Below are 20,541 nucleotides of genomic sequence, written 5' to 3' on the forward strand. Positions count from 1 at the left end.
GCCGAGCTGTGCTCAGGCAGAGACGCTCAGCTTCGAAGACATCGCGCTGACCGAGGAGTAGAGGTCGGATACGGTCGACGAGAGGGTGTTCATCGTCGAGGACAGCGATGACAGCGTATCGTTCATCGCGACCTGCTGGCTGTATCCGGCATAGGACAGCATCTGCGAGGCGAGCTGGCTGGAGTCGGTCGGATTCGACGGATCCTGGTTCTGGAGTTGCTGCACGAGCAGCGACATGAACTCGGACTCCGAAAACGAGGAGGACGATGTCGAGGAACTGGTCGTGCTGGCAGCGGTCGTCGCCGTGGACGAGGAAACCGAACTGACGCTCATGGCGAGCCTCCCTCAGGCTGCGGGACTGGTGGGATCCCGGAGCGGATACGTTTCGATCCGAGCCCGCGGCGCTGATGTGCTGCGGGATCGATGATGAAACGCGTGAGGAGGAATTTTCAGGCGGCGAATATTGAAGCTGGCGACGAAATTCTCTCGCCTGACGCCAGGATCATTGTCTTAAACTTGTATTAACTATCGCGTTTAGAGAATTGTTAACCGATGGCAGCAGCGCATTGTTTCCCGGCCCGCGGCCGCCGGGCTTTCTCGAACCGAACGTCGTCGGTTCCCGACCCGCCGATGCGCAACCTGGCGGCCGGCCTCCCCTCGCGGTTGACCGCGGGTTCGCAACGGATGGCTGCGTCGCCAGGATCGCGTGGCTAGGAGGAGACGGCGGCTTTCACAGGGCGGGCCCTTGTGGTCGTCGGGGCTGAACCGCCGATCGCAGCCTTCACGATCCGATCCGCCAGGCCGACAGGAGCGCGAATGGGCGCCTGGCCGGCGATCAGCGCACGCATCGCGCGCGCTTCGTCGAGAACGGAGCGGGCATCCGGATCGTTCGCCAGGAGCGCGATGGCTTCGTGTCGTTCCGAAAGCGGCCAGGTCGAGAGATCCTCGCCGTGACGGTCGACGGCCTCCCGAAGCTCGCTTCGTTTCATGTCTGTTTCGTTCCCGAACGTTTCTCCTTGTGCATAAACTGTTTCGGAATGTTCGGGAACGGGCAAATCTTCGCAGCCTCGAGCCACCGGGCCGCGTCGGCACCGGTGGGATGCGACCTTCTATCCGCGCGATCGTTTCAGCGCCTGACCGCCTTCTGCGGGACGGGAACGACCTGCGTTTTGGGCGCCAGCCCGGCGATCTCCGCCCAGGCGTTACGCAGGCCCGTCAGGTGCCAGATGATCTTCTCGTAACGCGCCGGCGCATCCCGACGTCCATAAGCGGTGTGGATCGCCATGATGTTGTAGGTGTAGGCCTTGAGCAACTGCTGGGCGACGTCTTCGCCCTTGTCGAAGCGCAGGCAGTGACAGAGCCCCCGCAGGATCGTCGACGACTTGGTGATGCAGGCATGGCTCTCTTCGTGACGGCGATCCTGCGTGGCCATGATCGCCAGCCTGAGCTGGCGGATCGCCTCGTCATACAGCTTGACCACCGCGACGAGCGGATGGACCTGGGCGGCGACCCGGCGATAGGCGGCGAGCGGTTGGGCGTGCTGGTTCATGACGAACTGTTCCATTGGTCGAGGAGCGCTGTGAGGTAGTCCTGGGTCGACTCGGCAGCCGCGATGGCCGCCTGGTAGCGGGCGTAGCGGTTGCTCAGATTGGTCTGGTAGGTCTCGGTCGCGGAGCGGATGGCGTCGCTCTTGGCCTGCAGGTCGTCATCGACCTCGGACAGGTTGTCGATCAGCGTCTGCAACGAGCCGTCGGAGGTGTCCGACACCTTGTCCGCCGAGTTATAAAGCAGCTCGGCAATGCCGGTGCTGAGCGAAACGTCGATCGATTGCGCGGCCGAGCCCGCGTAGACGAAGGTGTAGCCCTCATAGGCCGTGCCTTTGGCGCCGATGATGCGTGTCCCGTTGACGGTGAACAGCGAGGCATCACCGCCCACCGATACCGAACTCATCGCGCCGCTGGCGTCGACGCTGATATCGAGCGTGAAGTCGGCCGGGACGCTGGTCCCCCGCGAGAGCAGTTGCAACTGGCTGGAGGACGCATCCATCTGGAAGCCGAGCAGCGACTTGACGGCGTCGAGATCGTCGAGCAGCGCGTTGTCCAGCGTATCCTCGTCGATCACCAGCGAGCCGTCGCTGTCGAAGGAAAGGCCGATCAGGCTCATCGACTCCCCGTCCACCGTGCGGGTCAGCGCGCTGTAGACCGACAGGGTCGCGCTGCGCAGCGTGCCATCGCCGAACAGAACCGCCTCGTCCGAGACGCTGCCGTCGCTCGCCAGGCTCTGTTGCGCGGTGCTGAATTCGCGGAAGGCGTTATAGGCGTTGACGAGGGTCTCAATCGCCGTCTTGGCGGAGCTGACATCGGCGCCGACCTCCAGCGTGATCGAAACCTCGCTCTCGGTATCCGGATCGTCCTGCGTCGTCTGGTAGAGATGCAGGGTCACGCCATCGAGCAGGTCGTCGATGTCATTGCTGTTGCGGGTCACCGCGATGCCGTCGAGCGTCAGGATCGCGTCCTGCGGCTCCTGCAGCACATCGGCGAAGGCACCCGATCCGTCGGTGAGGCCGAGCGAGGCGAGCACATCGTCGCCCGAGACGGCGCTCGCGCTGATGGTCTCGCCGGTTTCGACCGCCGACAGCACGAGGCGATAACTTGAATTCAACACCTGCAGGATGGTCGCCTGGACTCCGGTGGCGTCGGATTCGCCGTTGATGGTGTCGGCGATGTCGGCGAGCGACATGCTTGCGGTCACCGTCAGATCGATCGGGCTGCCACCGTCGATGCCGAGCGAGATGACGCCGGAATAGCCGAGATCCTCCGATTTCGATGCTTGTGTCGCACCGGCAACCTTGTGGGCCTTGGCGAGCTGGAGAATCTGGATGTCGTAGTTGCCGACGTCACTGCCATCCTCGACGGTGGCCGACAGGGCGGAGGCGGCATCGACGCTGCCGTTTGCGGTCAGATAGGCGGCGCGGTCGAGGAAGACATCGGTACTGCTGTTGGAGCTTCCCGAGACCGCACGCAGCGCATCGGCCGCGTCGGCCACATCGGCGAGCAGCGATTGCAGCTCCTGATAGCCGGCAATCTTGGCTTCGTTGGCGGTGATCTTGAGATCGATCGAATCCGCCTTGCTCAGCTTGGCCTGGACCGCGACCTCGATCAGCGCATTCCAGTCGATATCCGAGGTGTCGGTGGTCGCGGTCGAGGTCGTGGCGCTCGTATAGGACGACGTCGTGCTCGAACTGGTGCTGCTGACCGAGGCCATCGCTATCTCCGCATGAAGGTGAGAGGTGGGCCGGCTGTCCAGGACCGGCCCACCGTGCCTGAGCCTTACTGCAGCAGCTTCAGCAGTTCGGACGGCATCGAATTGGCCTGCGCTGCGGCGGCCACCGAAGCCTGCGTCTTGACCTTGATCGAGGCCAGATTGGCCGACTCCTGCGCGACATCGACGTCCTTGATCGCGGAGTTGGCCGCTTCGAGGTTTTCGATGCTGGTCGCGATCGTGTTGGAGCGGAACTCGAAACGCGACTGCAGCGCGCCGATATTGGCCCGTGCGCTCGACACGGAGTCGATCGCGGTATCGATGGCGGCGATGGCGGTCGTCGCGCCGGCCTGCGTCGAGATGTCCTGCGTATCGACGCCGAGCGTCGTCGCGTCCAGCGCGTCGATCGTCACATTGATCGTGTCGGCGGTCGCATCGGAGCCGACGACGACGACCATGCCAGTCGCGAAGGCGCCCGTGCCGTCGAGCAGGCTCTCGCCGTTGTAACGCGTGCTCTGGGAGAGGCCGTCGATTTCCTCGACCAGCTGATCGAACTCCGCGTTGATGTAGGTGCGCTCCGAATCCGTCACCGTGCCGGAGGCCGACTGGGAGGCCAGCGCCTTCATGCGCTGCAGCATGTCGCTGATGTTGGAGGCGCCGCCATCGGCCGTCTGCAGGATCGAGGTGCCATGCGAGGCGTTGGTCGCGGCCTGCGTCAGGGCGGTGACGTCGGACGAGATGCGCGTCGAGATCGCCAGCCCCGAAGCGTCGTCGGCGGCGGTGACGATGCGCGAGCCGCTCGCCAGCTTCGACAGCGAAGCGGTCTGGTCGGCGGAGTTCATGTTCAGATAGCGGACCGCCGAATTGGCGGCGAGATTCGTCGAGATCACAGCCATCGCGGCTTCTCCTTGTTCCGATGAAGCTCCCTTCCGGGAGCGGACGCCGCGTGGGAGGGCGTCTGGGGGTTCAACGGCGCAGGGCGATGCGGCTGGCGATCTTTTTGAAGATGGTCAGGATCGTGGCTAATCGACGGTAAACGAACGGCAGATGTCGCGCTCGGTGCTGTGAAGCTGCTTGCGCAAATGCTGGCGCCCGCGTTTCAGAAGCGATTCGACCGCCTGGACCGTCGTGTCCATCACCTCGGCGATCTGCGAGTTGGTGAGATCGTCGTAATAGGAGAGGATCAGGGCGACCCGCTGCTGGTCCGGCAGGCGCTCCATCTCCCGGGCCAGGAGGTCGCTGACCTCATGGCGCTGCAGGGTCACGAGTGCGTCAGGCTGCGCATCGACGACCTCGGGCGCGTTGTCCATGTCTTCCGTCTTCGGACGGCGGCGCAGGTCGAGGCAGCGATTGGTGACGACGCGGTAGAGCCAGGTCGAGAACTTCGCGCGGCCGGACTGCCAGGTGCCGCGCTGGCTCCAGATCTTCAGCAGTGTGTCCTGGACGACATCCTCGGCATCGGCGCCGTTGCGGAGAATGCGCAGCGCCAGCGCATAGGCGCGATCGACATGGCGCTCGACCAGTTCGCGAAACGCTGCATCGTCGCCGAGCGTGATCAGTTCCAGCAGTTCGTCGTCGCGATCCATCGGCCTGCGGCTTTCCAACCTTTCCAACGCCCGCGGCATCGCGGCGCTTTGATCGAGCAGCAGGGCAAGAGGTGCGGACACCATCTGTGGCACGAAATTGAGGTGAGATGCCTGGCCGCTCATCGCTTGGAAACCTCCAGAAACCACTTTCAGGTCGGGCTTGCCTGAAAGGGCCGTCTGGAACTGAAACGCGCGACAGCGCGAAACCAGGCGCGCAAAAAACGAAATAAATGAGATATTTCATATAGTTAGGTCGGAAAAATCTTCCTAGCTCTAGGCAGATTTTGCCGGGTTCGCCCTTGGCGGCGAAGGGCTCCGGCCAACAGCGCATGGGGGCGGACAGATTCGTTCGCGACGCTCCCGCCTCGGCGCTTCGTCCCTGCGACGTCTCCTCTACCGCGCCGGCCTGACCCGCAGCAGCTTCCCGTCGGCCGCATCGCTGAGCAGGTAGATGAACCCGTCCGGGCCCTGCCGGACATCGCGAATGCGCTCATTGAGCCCCTTGAGCAGTTGCTCCTGCCCCGTCACGGTCTCGCCCTGCGTCGAGAGCCTGACCAGCATCTGCCCGGCGAGACCGCCGACGAAGAAAGAGTTTGTCCAGGCCGGCCATGCGGCGCCGGTGTAGAACGCCGCGCCGGACGGCGCGATCGACGGGTCCCAGTAGAACAGCGGCGGTTCCATCCCGGCCTTGGCCGTTCCCTCGCCGAGTTTGGCCCCGGAATAATCGACGCCGAAGCTGATCACCGGCCAGCCATAGTTGCGGCCGGCCTTGGGTGTGTTGACCTCGTCCCCGCCGCGCGCGCCGTGCTCGGCGGTCCAAAGCTGGCCTGTTTGCGGATGGAGAGCCGCGCCCTGCACGTTCCGATGGCCGATCGACCAGATCTCGGGCTGCCAGCCCTCGATCCTGGGATTGCCGGTGGCCGCGCCGCCCTCGGGATTGATCCGCATGATCTTGCCGATGTGGTTGCCCGGGTTCTGCGCCTGGTCGCGCTGGCCGTAGCGGTCCCCCACCGTGACGAAGAGCGCGCCCGTGCGGTCGAACACCAGACGCGAGCCGAAATGCATGTTGCTGGCGATGGTCGGCATCTGCTGGAAGATCACCCTTGCGCCTTCCAGCGCCGTGCCGCGCTCGTTGAGCCGGGCCCGGGCGACGCTGGTGCCGCTGCCCCCGGCGCGCGCCTCGGCGAAGGAGAGGTAGATCGCGCGGTTCTGGGCGAAGTTCGGATCGAGCACCACGTCGAGCAGCCCGCCCTGGCCGCGTGCCGCGACATTGGGCACGCCAGACAGCGGCGGCGAGAGCTTGCCGTCCGCGCCGACCAGCCGCAACCGCCCCGGCCGCTCCGTCACCAGCATGCGCCCGTCCGGCAGGAAAGCCAGGCCCCAGGGGTTCTCCAGACCGCCCACCACCGTCTCGACGACGAGATCGCCCGCGCTCGACGGGAAGCGCTGCTGCGCCTGGGCCGCGTCCTCGCCGGCCAGAAGCGCGGGAAAGGCCATGAGGGCAAGGGCATAGGCGTGAGCGCGCATGGGTATCTCCTCATCGGTCGCAGGACGTGGGTTTGAGTAACGTCCGTTTGCCTCGGACAACGTCATCGACCGCGATCGGTTGCAGTCCCTCCGGAGTGTTCGCAAAGGACACCCGCACCGGTGGCCTTAAGGCGGCGGCAGGCGTCCGACCGTGACGATCCCGCCTTGCGGGTCGCGCGTCAGCACGACCATCTCGCCCGAGGCGGGAAACACGCCTGTCAACGCGGTGATGTTGACCTGATGCGTGACCATGACGACGGTGGCCGCCTGCGGCGGAAGCGCGGCAAGCCTGCGTCGCAGCGCCGCGGTCGCGGCCTCGCGTTCGCCGGGCCGGCCGAAGAAGGAGTTAAGCGCCGCCGGCTCCTCCTCGACAGGGCCGAGCGCCAGCAGCTCAGCGGTTTCGCGCGTCCGGCACCATTGGCTGGTCAGGACGAGCGCGACCGGGATCGCGCGCTGACGAAACGCCTCGCCGATCTGGCGCGCCTGAGCACGGCCGCGCGCGCCGAGATTGCGCTGCGTCGTGCAGTCGCCCAGCCGCATCGCGGCCGGGTCGCCGGTGCCCGGCGCATCGGCATGGCGCATCAGCACGACATGACCGGGCGTGGCCAGAGCCGACCAGAGCCGCTCCCGGTCGGTCTCGATGCCGAGAGCCGGACCGGACAGGCCCAGGAAGGCCGCGAGGAGAAGCAGGGCGCGCCGTTTCGTTGTCGCTGCGCCCATGCTGTCCTCCGCTGTCAGATCACTCCGGCTTCACGCCAGCGGACCTGATGATGTTTTCCCAGATCGCGATTTCCTGCAGGTGATAGGGCCGGAACGCGACGGGGTCACGTAACCTCATCGTGAAGCCGAGCTTGAGGATCTGCTCGGTCACCGCCGGCTTGGCGAGCGAAGCCAGGATCGCCTTGGACAGCGCCTCCAGAACCGGCGTGGGCGTCGCGGCCGGCGCGAAGAAAGCGGCCCAGGAATCGGCGTCGGCGTTGCTCACGCCCTGTTCGCGCAGCGTCGGGATGTCCTTGGCGCGCGCATTGCGTTCGGGGCTCGCGAGCGCGATTGCGCGCAGCGTCCCGGCATTGATCTGCTCCAGGACGCTCGGCAGCGTCGAATTGGCGATGTCGATGCGTCCGCCGATGATCTCCTGGACCAGCGGCGCCGCGCCCCTGAACGGCACATGCGTCATCTTGATGCCGGTGCGCGCCATGAACAGCTCCATCGCCAGATGCGAGCCGGAGCCGACACCGGTCGAGCCGTAATTGAGCTTGTCGGGATCGGCCTTGGCGAGCGCGATCAGCTCCTTGATGTCCTTGGCCGGCAGGTCCTTGCGCACGACGAAGGCGTGCTCGAAGGCGCCGACGCCGGCCAGCGGGGCGAAATCCTTGACCGCGTCGTAGCCCGGCTCTTTCAGCAGGAACATGTTGTTCCCATGCGTCTGGTTGTTGCCGAAGATGATGGTGTGGCCGTCGGGGTCCGCCTTGGCCACCGCCCGCGTGCCGACCGCGCCGGAGGCGCCGGCGCGGTTGTCGACGACGACGTTCTGGCCGATCGAGGTCGACAGGTCCTGCGCGACGAAGCGCGCGATCGCATCGGTGGGCCCACCCGCCGGATAGGGCACGACGAGCGTGATCGGCTTGGTGGGAAAGCTCTGCGCGCGCACGAGCGAGGGCGCGAGGACGGCACCGGCCATCAGGCCGAGTGTGGAGCGGCGGGTCATCGACATGCGGAAATCCTCCCGGGCGGCCCGATTGATCACAGGCTTGAGCCGAGCTTTAGAGCATCATCGGCGGAAGGGGAATGCCGCTTCCGGATAAAGCCGCCGCGAAATCAACGACCTAGGCCGTCTCTCAGCCGGCAGCGAACCCCGCGCGCTTCAGCCGCTGGATCGCAAGATCGAGCGCCTGCAGGAAGGCCGAGCGGTCCTTGGGCGAAAACGGCTTCGGCCCGCCGGTGGCCGTCCCCATCGCCCGCAGATCCTCCATCATGTCGCGGGTGGCCAGCGCCATGCCGATCGAGGCCTCGGTGAAAGGCTTGCCGGTCGCGCCGATGACCTCCGCGCCGGCCTTGATGCAGCGATCCGCCAGCGGAATGTCGGAGGTGATCACGATCGACCCGCGCGCAACGCGTTCAGCGATCCAGTCATCCGCCGCGTCGAAATTGCCGGTCACCACGATCCGCTCGATCCAGGGCTCGCGCGGCAGCATCATGTAGCTGTTGGCGACGACGAAGACGCGCAGGCCATGGCGCTCGGCGACCTTGAAGATCTCCGGCTTCACCGGGCAGGCGTCGGCGTCGACATAGATCGCGATCAGCGTGGGGGACTCCATGGCGACAAGCGCATCGCAGGGACAAACGTCCGACGCAAGCGGCATGGCGACGACGGACGGCGATGAGCCAAGAAAGCGCGTGCGCCCGGCCGGGCTCTGGCCTAGAGTCACGATCTGCTTCGACATGACGAGACCCGGCATCCGCCGGGCCGGCCGCAGCGGGTGCAGGTCACCCCGGACGATGCCTCGCACCAGCGCCCCTTGCGATCGCGGCAGCGCCTGACGACTTGTCACGAACACCAAAGCGCGATCCCGCGCCGTTCGACCGCAAAGGAATCCGACCATGGCCAAGGAACAGCGCGGCAATCGCGAAGCCAAGAAGCCCAAGAAGGACAAGCCCAAGGTCGCGGCCGCAGCGCCGTCGACATTTGCAGCCGTCGTCGCCAAGGCTGCGGGGCCGAAGAAGAAATGATCCGCTTCAAGACGATCGACCCAGCCGAACAGGCCAAGGCAGCCGACAAGGCGGGCGAGAAGCCCGCCGCCAAGCCCGCCACGGTCGCCCCCCCCGCTGCTGAGCCGGCCGAGGATGGCGATGCCGCCGCCGAAGAGCCGGCGGCCAAGGGCAAGGGCATGACCCGCAAGACACCGCTGCGCGCCAAGAAGCCGGACGCGGCGCGGCTGTTTCGGGACTGACGGCGACGCCGTCGAAAGCCGTGTCGTTCCGGGCCAGCGCAACGCCGGCCCGGCGCGACCTACCGCGATGGCGTGAGGCGCCCGCGCCTCAGCCCTCCGTCACCTCGTCGGTCCAGACCTTGAACCCCGTCAGGGTGTTGGGACCGAAGGTGGTGGCGATGGCGACGTCCGCCGCATCGCGACCGCGCGCGATCAGGACGCGGCCGATCCGCGGCGCGTTGTTGCGCGGATCGAACATCTGCCAGCCGCCCTCGAGATAGGCCTCGAAGGAGGCCGCGAAATCGCCCGGCGGCCAGGGTGGCGGCGTGCCGATATCGCCGAGATAGCAGGTGCAGTAGCGCGCCGGGATGTTCATCGCCCGGCAGAACGCGATCGCCAGGTGGGCATAGTCGCGGCAGACGCCCCGCCCTTCCGCATAGGCGTCCGAAGCCGAGCGGGTCACGCTCGCATCGTTGTAGTTGAAGGTGATGCGCTGGTTGACGAAATCGCAGATCGCCTGCACCCGCGGCGCGCCGGGCTGGGTATGTCCGAACAATTGCCAGGCGAGGTCGAGCAGGCGATCGGAATCGCAGAACCGGCTCGCCAGCAGGAAGACGATCGCCTCCTCCGGCAGCCGCTCGACCGGAACCTGGCCGGCGCTGCGGTCGTAAGCCTCGGGCAGGCCGCTGTCGGAAATGATCGCATCCGCCGTGATCCGCATCGCGCCCTGCGGGGCCAGCAGCCGCGTGCACCAGTTGCCGAAGCCGTCGCGATAGGCGCTGACCGGAACGGAAGGGCTGAAGCGGATGTAATCGGGAGTCTGGAGGTCCGACACCCGGCTGAAATGCACGTTCAGCATCAGGATCAGCGGCGTGGGCTGCGGGAAATGATAGTCGAGTTCGTAACCGATCCTGAGTTTCACGACATGCCTTCCGCGCGGCTTGCTGCGCGCTGATGATGGTTGGCCCCTCAGCCGGTCGGCCCACTATGCATGTTTCCGGCCAATCCGGCGCGGCGAAACGCTTGCCCGGACCGGTTCAGTTGTTGGGCACGATCGGTCGCATCGCATCCTCCATCTCCTGCCTGATGCTGCCCCACATGAGGGAGGGCCGCGCCTGCCTGCCCGAAGGCTGCGCCGGTGTATCGAGCCAGGCCGGGCGGCGCGGGCACAGCGAGGTCATGCTGTGGACGGACTCCGAGGGCAGCGCCGGCCGCGCTGCGTTGTAGTCTGTGCGTCGGTGCGTCCACGCCGCCTCGACATAGGCGATCTCCTCCTTCTCCGCCCCGACATCGCTGTCGACGGGATAGTTCAGCGCGGGATCGGACAGGATGATCGCGACCTCGGCGATGGCGTAGAGACCGCTCGGCGAGCGGGTGCGCCCCGTATCCCAGCTGTTGCGTCGACCGCCGCCGATCAGCGCCGGCCCCGACAGGCCGACCTCGCGCTTGTCGAGCGCATAGACGAAGCGCTCGGCCCGGGGCGGCAGCGGCGGTTTGAACGCGTCCGGAAACGCCTTGCGGTGCGCCTCCATCCCAGGAAAATTGACGGGCTGGCGCGGCGGAATCGTCTTCTGCGACAGCAGCACGGCCTTGCTGGCGCGCATCACCGCGTGCATCGCCATCATGCGTCCGACCATCTCCGGCCCGGCGACCTTCTGGACGGCGTCGATGCGCTCCTTCAGCACGCGCTCGAAACAATCCCCCGGCAGCGTCACATCGCGGCAGCCGCCGTCACCACGACCACCCTCGCGCATGACGCGGCCAATGAGCGCGCGAAACGCCGCCTCGTCGTAGGAGCCCAGCGCGCAGGTCTCGGCGATCTCGGGTCTGTTGGTGCCGGAGGTGACGAAGCGATACCAGAGGCCAATCGCGAGGCCAACGACCACGAAAACGGCCAGCAGCAGGGGCCCGTAGGCCCAGTCCGGCAGGCGACGCCAGAGTTCGACGAGGCGGTCCATCGCAACCTCTCGGCAGTGGCGCGAAGCGGCGACCGGCCAAAGCGACGCCTGCGACGTGGATCTCCGCGACCGTGCTGTCGACACGACATTCGCGCCATTCACCGGCGGCATCAAGGAGTTTGGCTTGCGATGGCCCGCCACGAGTCCTAAACCACGCCCGCGCCTGCGAAACGGCGTGCCCTCGTCCGAGATCCGGAGAACCTGCCATGGCCTTCCTTGCCGACGCCCTGAAGCGCGTGAAGCCGTCTGCGACCATCACCATCACGCAGAAGGCGCGCGACCTGAAAGCGCAGGGCAAGGATGTGATCTCGCTCTCCGTCGGCGAGCCCGATTTCGACACGCCCGACAACATCAAGGAGGCGGCCATCGCCGCCATCCGCCGTGGCGAGACCAAGTACACCCCCGTCTCCGGCATCCCGCAGCTGCGCGAGGCGGTCGCCCGCAAGTTCAAGCGCGAGAACGGCCTCGACTACAAGCCGAGCCAGACCATCGTCTCCACCGGCGGCAAGCATGTCATCTACAACGCCCTGCTCGCCACGCTGAACCCCGGCGACGAGGTCATCTGCGTCTCGCCCTACTGGGTCTCCTACCCCGAGATGGTCGCCCTCTGCGGCGGCACCGCGACCTTCGCCGAGACCAAGATCGAGAACGAGTTCAAGCTTCAGCCGGAAGAGCTCGAGCGTGCGATCACGTCCAAGACCAAGTGGGTGATCCTCAACTCCCCCTCGAACCCCTCGGGCGCCGCCTACAGCCGCGCCGAGATGAAGAAGCTCACCGACGTCCTGATGCGCCACCCCCATGTCTGGGTGCTGACCGACGACATGTATGAGCATCTGGTCTATGGCGACTTCGAATTCGTCACCCCGGCGCAGGTCGAGCCCGGCCTCTATGAGCGCACGCTGACCATGAACGGCGTCTCGAAGTCCTATGCCATGACCGGCTGGCGCATCGGCTACGCGGCGGGTCCGCAGCATCTGATGAACGCCATGGACCTCGTCCAGGGCCAGCAGACCTCGGGCACTTCGGCGATCTCGCAATGGGCTGCCGTCGAGGCGCTGGACGGCACGCAGGACCACCTGCCCGTCTTCAAGAAGGCCTTCGAGCGTCGCCGCGACCTCGTCGTCTCCATGCTGAACCAGACCCGCGGCCTCGTCTGCCCCAAGCCCGAGGGCGCCTTCTACGTCTATCCCGACTGCTCGGCCCTGATCGGCAAGACCATGCCCAACGGCAAGGTCATCGAGACCGACGAGGATCTGGTCCTGGGGATCCTGGAGAACGAAGCGGTCGCGGCCGTCCACGGCTCGGCCTTCGGGCTCGGACCCAACTTCCGCATCTCCTACGCCACCTCGGACGAGAAGCTGGAAGAGGCCTGCCGCCGCATCCAGCGCTTCTGCGCCGAGCTGCGCTGATCGGGGCGTCGTCATTGCGAGCGCAGCGAAGCAATCCAGAGGGTCTCGCGCGACGGCTCCTGGATTGCTTTGTCGCTGACGCTCCTCGCAATGACGTCGACTCCATCTTGAACCGCCGCATCCTCATCGCGGGAGCGGCGGTTTTCCTATTTCCGTGCCGGGCGCAGGCGCAGGCGCCGACCACGCTGTCGCCGGGCGAAGCTTACGGTGCAGCCCGCGCCGGCACCCTCCTCCTCCTGGACATCCGCACACCGGAAGAGTGGCGCGACACTGGCATCCCCCAGGGCGCGACCGCCCTCGATGTCGAGACGCCCGCCTTCGAGGTCCGTCTGGCGGGGCTGCGGCTCGACCACCCCGGCAAGCGCATCGCCCTGATCGACCGCAACGGCGGCTTGAGCGCCTCGATCCGCACCAAGCTCGCCGGCCGCGGCTTCCGCGACATCCTGGCGGTGCGCGGCGGCATGCTGGGCCCGGGCGGCTGGCTCGCCGAGAAGCTGCCGGTGGTGGCTTATCACTGACGGCGATCTTGGTCTGCAGCACGGACGATGATATGGTCAAGTCAGTTGACCATATGAGGGCTGCCATGGGCGAGACCCGTTCGATCAGCGCATCAGAATTCAAAGCGACGTGCCTCGACCTCCTGAAGCAGCTCGACGAGCATAAACTTCAGCGTGTCGTGATCACGAGACGCGGGCGTCCCGTTGCCGTGCTGACCCCGCCCGAGAGCCATGCCGACGCCATCGATGGCCTTCATGGGTTCATGCGCGGAAGCGTGACCGTCCCGGACGGTTTCGATCTGACAGCCCCTATACTCGACGATCGCCTCGACGCCGAGGACGGTATCCTGCATCGATGACAGCTGCCGGGGCCGCAGTCCTACTCGACACCTGCGCCGTCATCTGGTTGGCAAATGGCGACCCGATGTCGCCGCAGGCCATGCTGGCGATCCGTGCCGCAGGACTGACGCAGTCGATCCATGTCTCGCCCGTGTCAGCGTGGGAGATTGGTCTTTTGAGTCGCCCGCGCCCCAACCGGACGGGTGATCTACACTTCCAGCCCGATCCGAAGACGTGGTTCGCGCGCTTCGTGGGCGGTCCAGGCATTCAGGCCGCTGCGTTGACGCCTGACATCGCGATCGAGGCCTCTCATCTGCCCGGCGATCTCCATGGCGATCCGGCCGACCGCCTGATCATCGCAACCGCGCGGAACCTGGGACTGCCAATCGTCACGCGCGACCGCAAGATTATTGCCTATGGCGAGTCCGGCTTCGTCCGCACCATCCCCTGCTGAAGCAAATCCGGCCGCCTCTCCGCGGTAATCCTCTGCGCCTCAGCCCGCCGCCACTTCGCGATCCGGGCATGGTCACCGGAGAGAAGCGCCTCGGGCAGGCCCCGGCCCTCCCATTCGCGCGGGCGGGTGTAATGCGGATATTCGAGCAGGCCATTCTCGAAGCTCTCGTCCTCGCCGGAGAGCTCCTTGCCCATCACGCCGGGGATCAGCCGCACGCAGGCGTCGAGCAGGACCAGCGCCGCCATCTCGCCACCCGAGAGAATGTAGTCGCCGATCGAGACCTCGGTCAGCCCGCGCCCCTCGATCACCCGCTCGTCGACACCCTCGAAGCGCCCGCAGACGATGACGACGCCCTCGCCCGCGACCCAGTCGCGCACCTGGCGCTGCGCCAACGGCCGCCCGCGCGGCGACATCAGCAGGCGCGGGCGCGTGTCATCGGCGGGAACGGCGGCGTCGATGGCAGCGCCCAGCACGTCGCAGCGCAGCACCATGCCGGCGCCGCCGCCGGCCGGGTTGTCGTCGACATTGCGGTGCCGGCCGATGCCATGGTCGCGGATCTGGTGCGTCTCAAGCGACCACAACCCACGCCGCAGCGCTTCGCCGGCGAGCGACACGCCCAGCGGGCCGGGAAACATCTCCGGATAGAGCGTGAGGACAGAGGCACGGAACGGCATGGAGAGACCTTACCGGACTAAAACTGGAAACGCGCCGTCATCCCGGGCGGAGCGCAGCGCAGACCCGGGATCCATGCCTGAACCGTTCCGGAGTGGATCCCGGATCGGCGCGGCTCTCGCCGCTTGTCCGGGATGACCGCGCGAAAAACCGAAACGAAGTCGTCTTTAACCGAAGCGTAGCGCCGGCAGACGGTCCAGCGCGTTGAAATCGACCGCGCTGGCGATGACGTTGTCGTAACCCGCAAACCCATCCGCACTGAGCATGGTCAGCATCGCCACGGCGCGCATGCCGGCCCGCCGCGCGGCCTCGATCCCGTTGGGCGCGTCCTCGAAGACGAGGCAGGCCTCGGGCGCGACGTCCATACGGCGCGCCGCCTCGATGAACATGTCGGGATGCGGCTTGCCGCGATACCCCTGGCTCGGCGAGATCACCGTGGCGAAATGCGGGCGCAGGCCCAGCGTGTCGAGCACCAGCGCGATGTTCTCCGGCGGCGCGGCCGAGGCGACCGCCATCGGCACGCCGCAGCTCTGCGCCCGCGCCATCAGCGGCAGCAGGCCGGGCAGCGCGACGACATGGGCGCGATAGGCGTCGCGATAGAACACCTCCTTCGCCTCGCCCAGCGCGATCACCTCCTCCGGCGTCGCCTGCGGGAACAGCGGGGTGATGATCTCGCCGACCGCCATGCCCGCCGTGCGATGGAAGAACTCGTCCGCATCGAAGGGCAGGCCGTGCGAGGTGAGCAGCTTGCCCCAGGCGTCCTCGTGGAAGCGCATATTGTCGACGATGGTGCCGTCCATGTCGAAGATCAGCGCGGCAGCCGGCTGCTTCCAGGCTTCGGGCATCCCGGTCTCAGTCTTCATCGTCGGCCTCGAACAACCCCTCGGGCGGAACCGCCTCGATCCGCCGGGCGGCGATGTCGATGCGCGGCGCGAAGGCCTTGGTGAAGGGCATCAGCACCGAGCGGCCATCCGGCAGCAGAATGTCGAGCAGATCGCCCGCGCCGTAATTGGCGACGGTGGTGACCGTGCCCAGAACCGCGCCATCGGGGCCGATCACGGCACAGCCGATCAGATCGGCCTGCAGGAACTCGTCCTCGTCCTCGGGTGCCGGGATCTTGTCGCGGGACACGAAGAGGTTGACGCCGTTGAGGCTCTCGGCCGCCTCGCGGCTGGTGATGCCCTTGAGACGGGCGACCACGACCTCCTTGGCGGGGCGGATTTCGGCGATCTCGAAGCGCCGCCCCTTTTCGTCGGTCAGCGGGCCGTATTCGGCAATCGCCAGCGGATCGCCGGTGAAAGCCTTGATCCGGACCTCGCCCTTGATGCCATGCGCGGCGCCGATGACGCCGAGCAGGACGAGCTTGTCGTCAGCGGCCATGACGCGTCATGGTCGGGCTTGACCCGACCATCTCCTGCCGGAGATTCCCGGGTCGAAGCTGCGCTTCGCCCGAGAATGACGTGCGTTGGCGGCGGGGCATCACGCCTCGGCTTCAGCCGGAGCAGCGGACTTGGCGGCGTTCTTCTCGGCGCGCTCCTTGGCCTTCTCGCCGGGAACAGCCTTGTTGGGGTTGTTGCGCGCGGGGCGCTTGGCGAGGCCGGCGGCGTCGAGGAAGCGCAGCACGCGGTCGGTCGGCTGGGCGCCCTTGGCAAGCCAATCCTTGGCCTTCTCGATATCGAGAACGACGCGCTCGGGCGAATCCTTCGCCTTCATCGGATCATAGGAGCCGATCTTCTCGATGAAGCGGCCATCGCGCGGCGCGCGCGCATCGGCGACGACGATGCGGTAGTAGGGGCGCTTCTTGGCGCCGCCACGGGTCAGGCGGATCTTGAGGGACATGCGCGTTCTTCCTTGGTTTTTGAACGTGTGGGCGTTGCGGTGGAACTCAGGGCTTGTTGTCGTCGACCAGCTGGTCGATGGCGGCCCAGGGATCGTCCTTCATGCCGGTCGAGGTGAAGATTTCGAGATCGATCGAGCCGTCTTCGAGGACGTCGATCTCCCAATATTCGCCCGGCGCATGCACGAGGAAGGAGAAGGCGTCGTCCCGATAGGACGACGTCTCATAGGACAGGTTGGCATCGTCGAGACGCGCCTTGACCTGCTTGAACACGTCGAACATGCCGACGCGCATTTCAGTGGGCTTGGTCACTTCTTCTTGCCTCCGAAGGGGTTGGTGCCCCCCAGCCCCGGAAGACCCCGGCCCGGCATCCCGCCGAGCCCTGGCAGTTTCGGCATCATCCCGGCCGGCGGCGTGACGCCCTTGGGCAGGCCCGGAAAACCGCCGGGCGGCAGGCCCGGCATGCCGCCGCCGCCCATCTGCTTCTGCAGTTCAGCGAGCTGCGCCGGATCCATCTTCGACGGGTCGGGCATGCCTGGCGGCAGACCACCGCCGCCCATGCCGAACATCGCGCCGAGCTTGCCGAGCATGCCGCCCTTCTGCTTGCTCATCTGCTTCATCATGTCGGCCATGCCGCGATGCATCTTGAGCAGCTTGTTGATCGCCTCAGGGCTGGTGCCGGAGCCCGCCGCAATGCGCTTCTTGCGGCTGTTCTTGAGGAGGTCGGGGTTCTTGCGCTCGGCCTCGGTCATCGAGTCGATGGCGGCGATCATGCGCTTGAACATCTTGTCGCCAACGCCGGAAGCGGCGAGCTGGCTCTGGGCCTGCTTCATGCCGGGCAACATGCCCATGACACCGCCGAGCCCGCCCATCTTCTCCATCTGCTGGAGCTGGGTGCGCATGTCGGACAGGTCGAAATTGCCCTTGGCCAGCCGCTGCGCCAGCGCCTGCGCCTTGTCGGCGTCGACCGTCTCGGCCGCGCGCTCGACCAGGCCGACGATGTCGCCCATGCCGAGAATGCGGTTGGCGACGCGCGAGGGGTGGAAATCCTCGAGCGCATCGATCTTCTCGCCGGTGCCGACGAGCTTGATCGGCTTGCCGGTGACGGCGCGCATCGAGAGCGCCGCACCACCGCGCCCATCGCCATCCATGCGGGTCAGCACGATGCCGGTCAGCCCGACGCGCGCATCGAAGGCGCGCGCGGTGTTGACCGCGTCCTGCCCGGTCAGCGCGTCGGCGACGAGCAGCACCTCATGCGGGTTCGTCGCCGCCTTCACCTCGGCGACCTCGGCCATCAGCGTGTCGTCGAGCGTAACGCGGCCGGCGGTGTCGAGCATCACGACGTCGTAGCCGCCGAGACGTGCGGCCTCGATCGCACGGCGCGCGATCTGCACCGCCGACTGGCCGGCGACAATCGGCAGCGTCTCGACGCCGACCTGCTTGCCGAGGATGGCGAGCTGCTCCATCGCGGCCGGACGGCGCGTGTCGAGCGAGGCCATCAGGACGCGCTTCTTGTTGCGGTCGGTCAGGCGCTTGGCGATCTTGGCGGTCGAGGTCGTCTTGCCCGAGCCCTGCAGACCCACCATCAGGATCGGCACCGGCGGCACCGCGTCGAAGGTGATGCCCTCGCCATCGCCGCCGAGCATGTCGATCAGCGCGTCGTTGACGATCTTGATGACCTGCTGGCCGGGCGTGACCGACTTCAGCACTTCGACGCCGACCGCCCGCTCGCGGACCTTGTCGGTGAAGGAGCGCACGACCTCGAGCGCGACGTCGGCCTCGAGCAGCGCCTTGCGCACCTCGCGCAGCGCGGCGTTGACGTCCTCCTCGGTCAGCGAACCCCTGCGGGTCAGCCCCGAGAGGATGCCTGATAGCCTGTCGCTGAGAGTGCCGAACATGCGGACCTGCCTGCTTGCCTTCAGGGACCGATAACGCGAAGCCTCATCGCCAAACGGTTTCGCGCCCGAGGGCGCAGTCGCGCTGTCGGGCGTTGACCTCCGGGCTCGAAATGCGTGAAGCGGCCCGGTCGGCTGATGCGGTCTCGACGATGTCGGCGAAACGGATGCGCGGGTTAAAGCGGAAGATTGTGGCGAAAGTCAAGGTTGGCGGGGTCGCCGCAGCAATCTCGCCATGATGGGGCGCTAGCGGCGCAGGCTCCCAAGCGATGCCGGACCCATCTTCGCCCATGCGCCCTCTCTTCGCCGCCGCCCTCGCCCTCCTCGCCGCCGGCTGCGCCGGCGAGCCGCGCCGCGCGACGCCGCTCGATGCCCGCGCGACCGAGCGCCTGGCGGCGGTCACGCTCGATCCGGCGCAAGCCAGCCGAATCTTCAACGCCTATCGCGCCAGCCAGGGCCTCGGGCCCGTCCGGCTCGACCCGGCCCTGACCGCCATGGCCCAGCGCCAGGCCGATGCGATGGCGCGCGCCAACACACTCTCACACGACGCCGCCGGCAATTTCGCCGCGCGCGTCCATGCCGCCGGCCTCGACGCCGCCCGCGCGGCGGAAAATCTCGGAGGCGGCTACTATTCGACCGAGGAAGCCTTCGCCGGCTGGCGCGCCTCCTCGGGCCATGACGCCAACCTGCGGATGAAGGAAGCCACCCGCTTCGGCATCGCGCTCGCCAAGGACCCGCAGACGCAATACCGCGCCTGGTGGGCGCTGGTCGTGGCCGGCGAACCGGAGAAGCGCGTCGAGATGTCGGCGGGGCCCGTCGGCTGGTTCGGTTCGAACCGGCCGCCGCGCTGACCACGACGATATTGCCGCCGGCAAGGATTTTCCTTACACTATCTAATTAGTTTGGTCGTTCAGGGCGACGTGGATGATCCTCAGCAAACTCACCAGCAAGGCGCAGACGACTGTTCCTCAGTCCGTGCGCAAGGCTCTGCGCCTGCGGGAGGGTGACGAGATTGCCTATGCGATCGAACCTGATCGCGTCGTCATGACGAAGGCGCGAGCACACCAGGCCGAAGACCCGTTTGCGACATTCGACGAATGGGACGGCGAGGCCGATCGCAAGGCCTATGGCGGGCTTTGAACAGGGAGACGTCGTCCGCGTCCCCTTCCCGTACACGGACCGCTCGACACGCCAGCATCGCCCGGCGCTGGTGGTTTCAGCCGGCGGCATCGGCGAGGAGCAAGGCCTGCTCTGGGTCGTGATGATCACCAGTGCAGAGAACCGGCCCTGGCCGGGAGATGTGGCGATCGACGGAGCCGACGAGGAAACGGGGCTGCCGGCGCCATCGGTGGTTCGTCCCTGCAAGATAGCAACCATCGAAGCCCGGCATGCGCAGAAGCTGGGGCGGCTTCCGGCTGCTTGGCGCGAGCGTGTCGGCGCTGCGCTGCGTGAGCATCTCGGCCTGAGCTGAACCGGCTCCTCTTTACAAACCGCCGCAGCTGGGGATGGCTCGCCTGACGCCATCGGGAAACAGCGTCATGACCTTCGAAACCTGGGCCGCTTTCGCCGCCGCCACCGCCGTGCTTCTCGTCATTCCCGGCCCGACCATCCTGCTGGTCGTCTCCTATGCGCTCGGCCAGGGCTGGCGCACGGCGCTGCCGACGGCCGCCGGCGTGGCGCTTGGCGACTTCACCGCGATGACGCTCTCGATGCTCGGCGTCGGCGCGCTGCTGGCGACCTCGGCCACCGTCTTCACCGCGCTGAAATGGGCGGGCGCGGCCTATCTCGTCTGGCTCGGCATCAAGCTGTTCCGCGCCGGCGGCACGCTCGACGCCAAGCCGCGCGAGGATGCCGTCTCGTCGCTGAAGATGCTCGGCCATGCCTGGCTGGTCACGGCGCTGAACCCCAAGAGCCTCACCTTCTTCGTCGCCTTCCTGCCGCAGTTCCTCGATCCGAAGGCGGATTTCTGGACGCAGATGCTGATCTTCGAGGCGACCTTCGTGGCGCTCGCCGCCGCCAACGCCTTCGGCTACGCGCTCATCGCCTCCCGCGCCCGCGCCGTCGTCAGCAGCCCGCGCGCCATCCGAGCCATCAACCGGACCGGCGGGACCCTGCTGATCGGGGCCGGCATCGCGACCGTCGCGATGCGCACCGGCACGCGCTGAAGGGCAGACGA

Annotated in this window: 29 protein-coding genes; 10 read left to right on the plus strand and 19 right to left on the minus strand. The window is 66.9% G+C overall.

Features of this window, described 5'->3' with window-relative positions; translation table 11 throughout:
* Nucleotides 1-12 precede the first annotated feature (12 nt).
* The 10 genes from Q8S38_RS00815 to Q8S38_RS00860 form a co-directional block, all read right to left on the minus strand.
* Nucleotides 13-333 (minus strand): flagellar hook capping FlgD N-terminal domain-containing protein, encoded by a 321-nt coding sequence (locus Q8S38_RS00815; protein WP_305678515.1) that lies wholly within the window; start codon nt 331-333, stop codon nt 13-15.
* Between the two features lie 377 nt (nt 334-710).
* Nucleotides 711-1,055: a hypothetical protein gene (locus Q8S38_RS00820; protein ID WP_305678516.1), complete on the minus strand. Its 345-nt coding sequence runs from the start codon at nt 1,053-1,055 to the stop codon at nt 711-713.
* 71 nt (nt 1,056-1,126) lie between these two features.
* Nucleotides 1,127-1,549: a flagellar export chaperone FliS gene (locus Q8S38_RS00825; RefSeq protein ID WP_305678517.1), complete on the minus strand. Its 423-nt coding sequence runs from the start codon at nt 1,547-1,549 to the stop codon at nt 1,127-1,129.
* A complete protein-coding gene (gene fliD, locus Q8S38_RS00830; RefSeq protein WP_305678518.1) occupies nt 1,546-3,264 on the minus strand; it encodes a flagellar filament capping protein FliD in 1,719 nt (572 codons plus the stop codon). The genes Q8S38_RS00825 and fliD overlap by 4 nt, the downstream gene beginning before the upstream one ends.
* 65 nt (nt 3,265-3,329) lie before the next feature.
* On the minus strand, nt 3,330-4,157 hold the full coding sequence (locus Q8S38_RS00835) for a flagellin (RefSeq protein WP_305678519.1): 828 nt from the start codon (nt 4,155-4,157) through the stop codon (nt 3,330-3,332).
* Nucleotides 4,158-4,283: 126 nt separating this feature from the next.
* Nucleotides 4,284-4,970 carry an RNA polymerase sigma factor gene (locus Q8S38_RS00840; RefSeq protein WP_371125809.1) on the minus strand — a complete coding sequence of 229 codons (687 nt, stop codon included), beginning with the start codon at nt 4,968-4,970 and terminating at the stop codon, nt 4,284-4,286.
* A gap of 270 nt (nt 4,971-5,240) precedes the next feature.
* A complete protein-coding gene (locus Q8S38_RS00845) occupies nt 5,241-6,374 on the minus strand; it encodes a PQQ-dependent sugar dehydrogenase (RefSeq protein ID WP_305678520.1) in 1,134 nt (377 codons plus the stop codon).
* A 126-nt stretch (nt 6,375-6,500) separates the two neighbouring features.
* Complete coding sequence (locus Q8S38_RS00850) at nt 6,501-7,094, minus strand: histidine phosphatase family protein (protein ID WP_305678521.1); 594 nt, start codon at nt 7,092-7,094, stop codon at nt 6,501-6,503.
* A gap of 19 nt (nt 7,095-7,113) precedes the next feature.
* A complete protein-coding gene (locus Q8S38_RS00855; protein WP_305678522.1) occupies nt 7,114-8,088 on the minus strand; it encodes a Bug family tripartite tricarboxylate transporter substrate binding protein in 975 nt (324 codons plus the stop codon).
* A gap of 124 nt (nt 8,089-8,212) precedes the next feature.
* On the minus strand, nt 8,213-8,692 hold the full coding sequence (locus Q8S38_RS00860; RefSeq protein ID WP_305678523.1) for a YaiI/YqxD family protein: 480 nt from the start codon (nt 8,690-8,692) through the stop codon (nt 8,213-8,215).
* 283 nt (nt 8,693-8,975) lie between these two features.
* On the opposite strand from Q8S38_RS00860, the gene Q8S38_RS00865 reads away from it, so the two are divergent.
* Together Q8S38_RS00865 and Q8S38_RS00870 are read left to right on the plus strand one after the other, a co-directional pair.
* Nucleotides 8,976-9,104, plus strand: coding sequence for a hypothetical protein (locus Q8S38_RS00865; RefSeq protein WP_305678524.1), 129 nt, complete (start codon nt 8,976-8,978; stop codon nt 9,102-9,104).
* The gene (locus Q8S38_RS00870) at nt 9,101-9,325 is read left to right on the plus strand and encodes a hypothetical protein (protein WP_305678525.1); all 225 of its coding nucleotides are present in this window, start codon (nt 9,101-9,103) and stop codon (nt 9,323-9,325) included. Before Q8S38_RS00865 ends, Q8S38_RS00870 begins: the two co-directional genes overlap by 4 nt.
* Nucleotides 9,326-9,413: 88 nt before the next feature.
* On the opposite strand, the gene Q8S38_RS00875 is transcribed toward Q8S38_RS00870, so the two are convergent.
* Both Q8S38_RS00875 and Q8S38_RS00880 read right to left on the minus strand, forming a co-directional pair.
* On the minus strand, nt 9,414-10,226 hold the full coding sequence (locus tag Q8S38_RS00875) for a transglutaminase-like domain-containing protein (RefSeq protein ID WP_305678526.1): 813 nt from the start codon (nt 10,224-10,226) through the stop codon (nt 9,414-9,416).
* A gap of 115 nt (nt 10,227-10,341) precedes the next feature.
* A complete protein-coding gene (locus Q8S38_RS00880) occupies nt 10,342-11,262 on the minus strand; it encodes a hypothetical protein (RefSeq protein ID WP_305678527.1) in 921 nt (306 codons plus the stop codon).
* Between the two features lie 206 nt (nt 11,263-11,468).
* Here Q8S38_RS00880 and Q8S38_RS00885 point away from each other — a divergent pair, with 206 nt between their 5' ends.
* The 4 genes from Q8S38_RS00885 to Q8S38_RS00900 all read left to right on the plus strand — a co-directional run bounded on the left by Q8S38_RS00885 (nt 11,469) and on the right by Q8S38_RS00900 (nt 13,961).
* On the plus strand, nt 11,469-12,671 hold the full coding sequence (locus tag Q8S38_RS00885) for a pyridoxal phosphate-dependent aminotransferase (RefSeq protein WP_305678528.1): 1,203 nt from the start codon (nt 11,469-11,471) through the stop codon (nt 12,669-12,671).
* A gap of 107 nt (nt 12,672-12,778) precedes the next feature.
* The gene (locus tag Q8S38_RS00890; RefSeq protein ID WP_305678529.1) at nt 12,779-13,189 is read left to right on the plus strand and encodes a rhodanese-like domain-containing protein; all 411 of its coding nucleotides are present in this window, start codon (nt 12,779-12,781) and stop codon (nt 13,187-13,189) included.
* A gap of 65 nt (nt 13,190-13,254) precedes the next feature.
* Nucleotides 13,255-13,527 (plus strand): type II toxin-antitoxin system Phd/YefM family antitoxin, encoded by a 273-nt coding sequence (locus tag Q8S38_RS00895; protein WP_305678530.1) that lies wholly within the window; start codon nt 13,255-13,257, stop codon nt 13,525-13,527.
* Nucleotides 13,524-13,961, plus strand: coding sequence for a type II toxin-antitoxin system VapC family toxin (locus Q8S38_RS00900; RefSeq protein WP_305678531.1), 438 nt, complete (start codon nt 13,524-13,526; stop codon nt 13,959-13,961). The genes Q8S38_RS00895 and Q8S38_RS00900 overlap by 4 nt, the downstream gene beginning before the upstream one ends.
* On the opposite strand, the gene trmD is transcribed toward Q8S38_RS00900, so the two are convergent.
* From trmD to Q8S38_RS00935, 7 genes are all read right to left on the minus strand, one after another.
* Complete coding sequence (gene trmD / locus Q8S38_RS00905; protein WP_305678532.1) at nt 13,922-14,635, minus strand: tRNA (guanosine(37)-N1)-methyltransferase TrmD; 714 nt, start codon at nt 14,633-14,635, stop codon at nt 13,922-13,924. The two genes, Q8S38_RS00900 and trmD, sit on opposite strands and share 40 nt — an antisense overlap.
* Nucleotides 14,636-14,800: 165 nt before the next feature.
* Nucleotides 14,801-15,496: an HAD family hydrolase gene (locus Q8S38_RS00910; RefSeq protein WP_305678533.1), complete on the minus strand. Its 696-nt coding sequence runs from the start codon at nt 15,494-15,496 to the stop codon at nt 14,801-14,803.
* A complete protein-coding gene (gene rimM, locus Q8S38_RS00915) occupies nt 15,486-16,013 on the minus strand; it encodes a ribosome maturation factor RimM (RefSeq protein WP_305678534.1) in 528 nt (175 codons plus the stop codon). The genes Q8S38_RS00910 and rimM overlap by 11 nt, the downstream gene beginning before the upstream one ends.
* A 99-nt stretch (nt 16,014-16,112) precedes the next feature.
* The gene (gene rpsP / locus Q8S38_RS00920) at nt 16,113-16,472 is read right to left on the minus strand and encodes a 30S ribosomal protein S16 (RefSeq protein ID WP_305678535.1); all 360 of its coding nucleotides are present in this window, start codon (nt 16,470-16,472) and stop codon (nt 16,113-16,115) included.
* Nucleotides 16,473-16,518: 46 nt separating this feature from the next.
* Nucleotides 16,519-16,782 carry a hypothetical protein gene (locus Q8S38_RS00925; protein WP_192644627.1) on the minus strand — a complete coding sequence of 88 codons (264 nt, stop codon included), beginning with the start codon at nt 16,780-16,782 and terminating at the stop codon, nt 16,519-16,521.
* A complete protein-coding gene (gene ffh / locus Q8S38_RS00930) occupies nt 16,779-18,368 on the minus strand; it encodes a signal recognition particle protein (protein WP_305678536.1) in 1,590 nt (529 codons plus the stop codon). Before ffh ends, Q8S38_RS00925 begins: the two co-directional genes overlap by 4 nt.
* A 43-nt stretch (nt 18,369-18,411) precedes the next feature.
* Nucleotides 18,412-18,657, minus strand: a complete 246-nt coding sequence (locus Q8S38_RS00935; protein ID WP_305678537.1) for a hypothetical protein — start codon at nt 18,655-18,657, stop codon at nt 18,412-18,414.
* Between Q8S38_RS00935 and Q8S38_RS00940 the strand changes: the two genes are divergently transcribed.
* The 4 genes from Q8S38_RS00940 (at nt 18,656) to Q8S38_RS00955 (ending at nt 20,530) form a co-directional block, all read left to right on the plus strand.
* Entirely contained in the window at nt 18,656-19,216 is a 561-nt protein-coding gene (locus Q8S38_RS00940; protein ID WP_305678538.1) for a CAP domain-containing protein, read from the plus strand. The two genes, Q8S38_RS00935 and Q8S38_RS00940, sit on opposite strands and share 2 nt — an antisense overlap.
* A gap of 73 nt (nt 19,217-19,289) precedes the next feature.
* Nucleotides 19,290-19,505 (plus strand): type II toxin-antitoxin system PrlF family antitoxin, encoded by a 216-nt coding sequence (locus Q8S38_RS00945; protein WP_305678539.1) that lies wholly within the window; start codon nt 19,290-19,292, stop codon nt 19,503-19,505.
* Nucleotides 19,492-19,836: a type II toxin-antitoxin system PemK/MazF family toxin gene (locus Q8S38_RS00950; protein ID WP_305678540.1), complete on the plus strand. Its 345-nt coding sequence runs from the start codon at nt 19,492-19,494 to the stop codon at nt 19,834-19,836. Before Q8S38_RS00945 ends, Q8S38_RS00950 begins: the two co-directional genes overlap by 14 nt.
* A 67-nt stretch (nt 19,837-19,903) precedes the next feature.
* Nucleotides 19,904-20,530: a LysE family translocator gene (locus tag Q8S38_RS00955; protein ID WP_305678541.1), complete on the plus strand. Its 627-nt coding sequence runs from the start codon at nt 19,904-19,906 to the stop codon at nt 20,528-20,530.
* Nucleotides 20,531-20,541: the final 11 nt, after the last annotated feature.

This window comes from Allobosea sp., assembly GCF_030695125.1.
In the GTDB taxonomy this organism is placed as follows: Bacteria; Pseudomonadota; Alphaproteobacteria; order Rhizobiales; family Beijerinckiaceae; genus Allobosea.

What these genes read in the sequence shown, in the direction of transcription:
- Q8S38_RS00815 (WP_305678515.1), bottom strand. Translation starts at nt 333, where the DNA reads ATGAGCGTCAGTTCGGTTTCCTCGTCCACGGCGACGACCGCTGCCAGC.
- Q8S38_RS00825 (WP_305678517.1), bottom strand. Translation starts at nt 1,549, where the DNA reads ATGAACCAGCACGCCCAACCGCTCGCCGCCTATCGCCGGGTCGCCGCC.
- fliD (WP_305678518.1), bottom strand. Translation starts at nt 3,264, where the DNA reads ATGGCCTCGGTCAGCAGCACCAGTTCGAGCACGACGTCGTCCTATACG.
- Q8S38_RS00835 (WP_305678519.1), bottom strand. Translation starts at nt 4,157, where the DNA reads ATGGCTGTGATCTCGACGAATCTCGCCGCCAATTCGGCGGTCCGCTAT.
- Q8S38_RS00840 (WP_371125809.1), bottom strand. Translation starts at nt 4,970, where the DNA reads ATGAGCGGCCAGGCATCTCACCTCAATTTCGTGCCACAGATGGTGTCC.
- Q8S38_RS00845 (WP_305678520.1), bottom strand. Translation starts at nt 6,374, where the DNA reads ATGCGCGCTCACGCCTATGCCCTTGCCCTCATGGCCTTTCCCGCGCTT.
- Q8S38_RS00850 (WP_305678521.1), bottom strand. Translation starts at nt 7,094, where the DNA reads ATGGGCGCAGCGACAACGAAACGGCGCGCCCTGCTTCTCCTCGCGGCC.
- Q8S38_RS00855 (WP_305678522.1), bottom strand. Translation starts at nt 8,088, where the DNA reads ATGTCGATGACCCGCCGCTCCACACTCGGCCTGATGGCCGGTGCCGTC.
- Q8S38_RS00860 (WP_305678523.1), bottom strand. Translation starts at nt 8,692, where the DNA reads ATGGAGTCCCCCACGCTGATCGCGATCTATGTCGACGCCGACGCCTGC.
- Q8S38_RS00865 (WP_305678524.1), top strand. Translation starts at nt 8,976, where the DNA reads ATGGCCAAGGAACAGCGCGGCAATCGCGAAGCCAAGAAGCCCAAGAAG.
- Q8S38_RS00870 (WP_305678525.1), top strand. Translation starts at nt 9,101, where the DNA reads ATGATCCGCTTCAAGACGATCGACCCAGCCGAACAGGCCAAGGCAGCC.
- Q8S38_RS00880 (WP_305678527.1), bottom strand. Translation starts at nt 11,262, where the DNA reads ATGGACCGCCTCGTCGAACTCTGGCGTCGCCTGCCGGACTGGGCCTAC.
- Q8S38_RS00885 (WP_305678528.1), top strand. Translation starts at nt 11,469, where the DNA reads ATGGCCTTCCTTGCCGACGCCCTGAAGCGCGTGAAGCCGTCTGCGACC.
- Q8S38_RS00895 (WP_305678530.1), top strand. Translation starts at nt 13,255, where the DNA reads ATGGGCGAGACCCGTTCGATCAGCGCATCAGAATTCAAAGCGACGTGC.
- Q8S38_RS00900 (WP_305678531.1), top strand. Translation starts at nt 13,524, where the DNA reads ATGACAGCTGCCGGGGCCGCAGTCCTACTCGACACCTGCGCCGTCATC.
- trmD (WP_305678532.1), bottom strand. Translation starts at nt 14,635, where the DNA reads ATGCCGTTCCGTGCCTCTGTCCTCACGCTCTATCCGGAGATGTTTCCC.
- Q8S38_RS00910 (WP_305678533.1), bottom strand. Translation starts at nt 15,496, where the DNA reads ATGAAGACTGAGACCGGGATGCCCGAAGCCTGGAAGCAGCCGGCTGCC.
- rimM (WP_305678534.1), bottom strand. Translation starts at nt 16,013, where the DNA reads ATGGCCGCTGACGACAAGCTCGTCCTGCTCGGCGTCATCGGCGCCGCG.
- rpsP (WP_305678535.1), bottom strand. Translation starts at nt 16,472, where the DNA reads ATGTCCCTCAAGATCCGCCTGACCCGTGGCGGCGCCAAGAAGCGCCCC.
- ffh (WP_305678536.1), bottom strand. Translation starts at nt 18,368, where the DNA reads ATGTTCGGCACTCTCAGCGACAGGCTATCAGGCATCCTCTCGGGGCTG.
- Q8S38_RS00940 (WP_305678538.1), top strand. Translation starts at nt 18,656, where the DNA reads ATGCGCCCTCTCTTCGCCGCCGCCCTCGCCCTCCTCGCCGCCGGCTGC.
- Q8S38_RS00935 (WP_305678537.1), bottom strand. Translation starts at nt 18,657, where the DNA reads ATGGGCGAAGATGGGTCCGGCATCGCTTGGGAGCCTGCGCCGCTAGCG.
- Q8S38_RS00945 (WP_305678539.1), top strand. Translation starts at nt 19,290, where the DNA reads ATGATCCTCAGCAAACTCACCAGCAAGGCGCAGACGACTGTTCCTCAG.
- Q8S38_RS00950 (WP_305678540.1), top strand. Translation starts at nt 19,492, where the DNA reads ATGGCGGGCTTTGAACAGGGAGACGTCGTCCGCGTCCCCTTCCCGTAC.
- Q8S38_RS00955 (WP_305678541.1), top strand. Translation starts at nt 19,904, where the DNA reads ATGACCTTCGAAACCTGGGCCGCTTTCGCCGCCGCCACCGCCGTGCTT.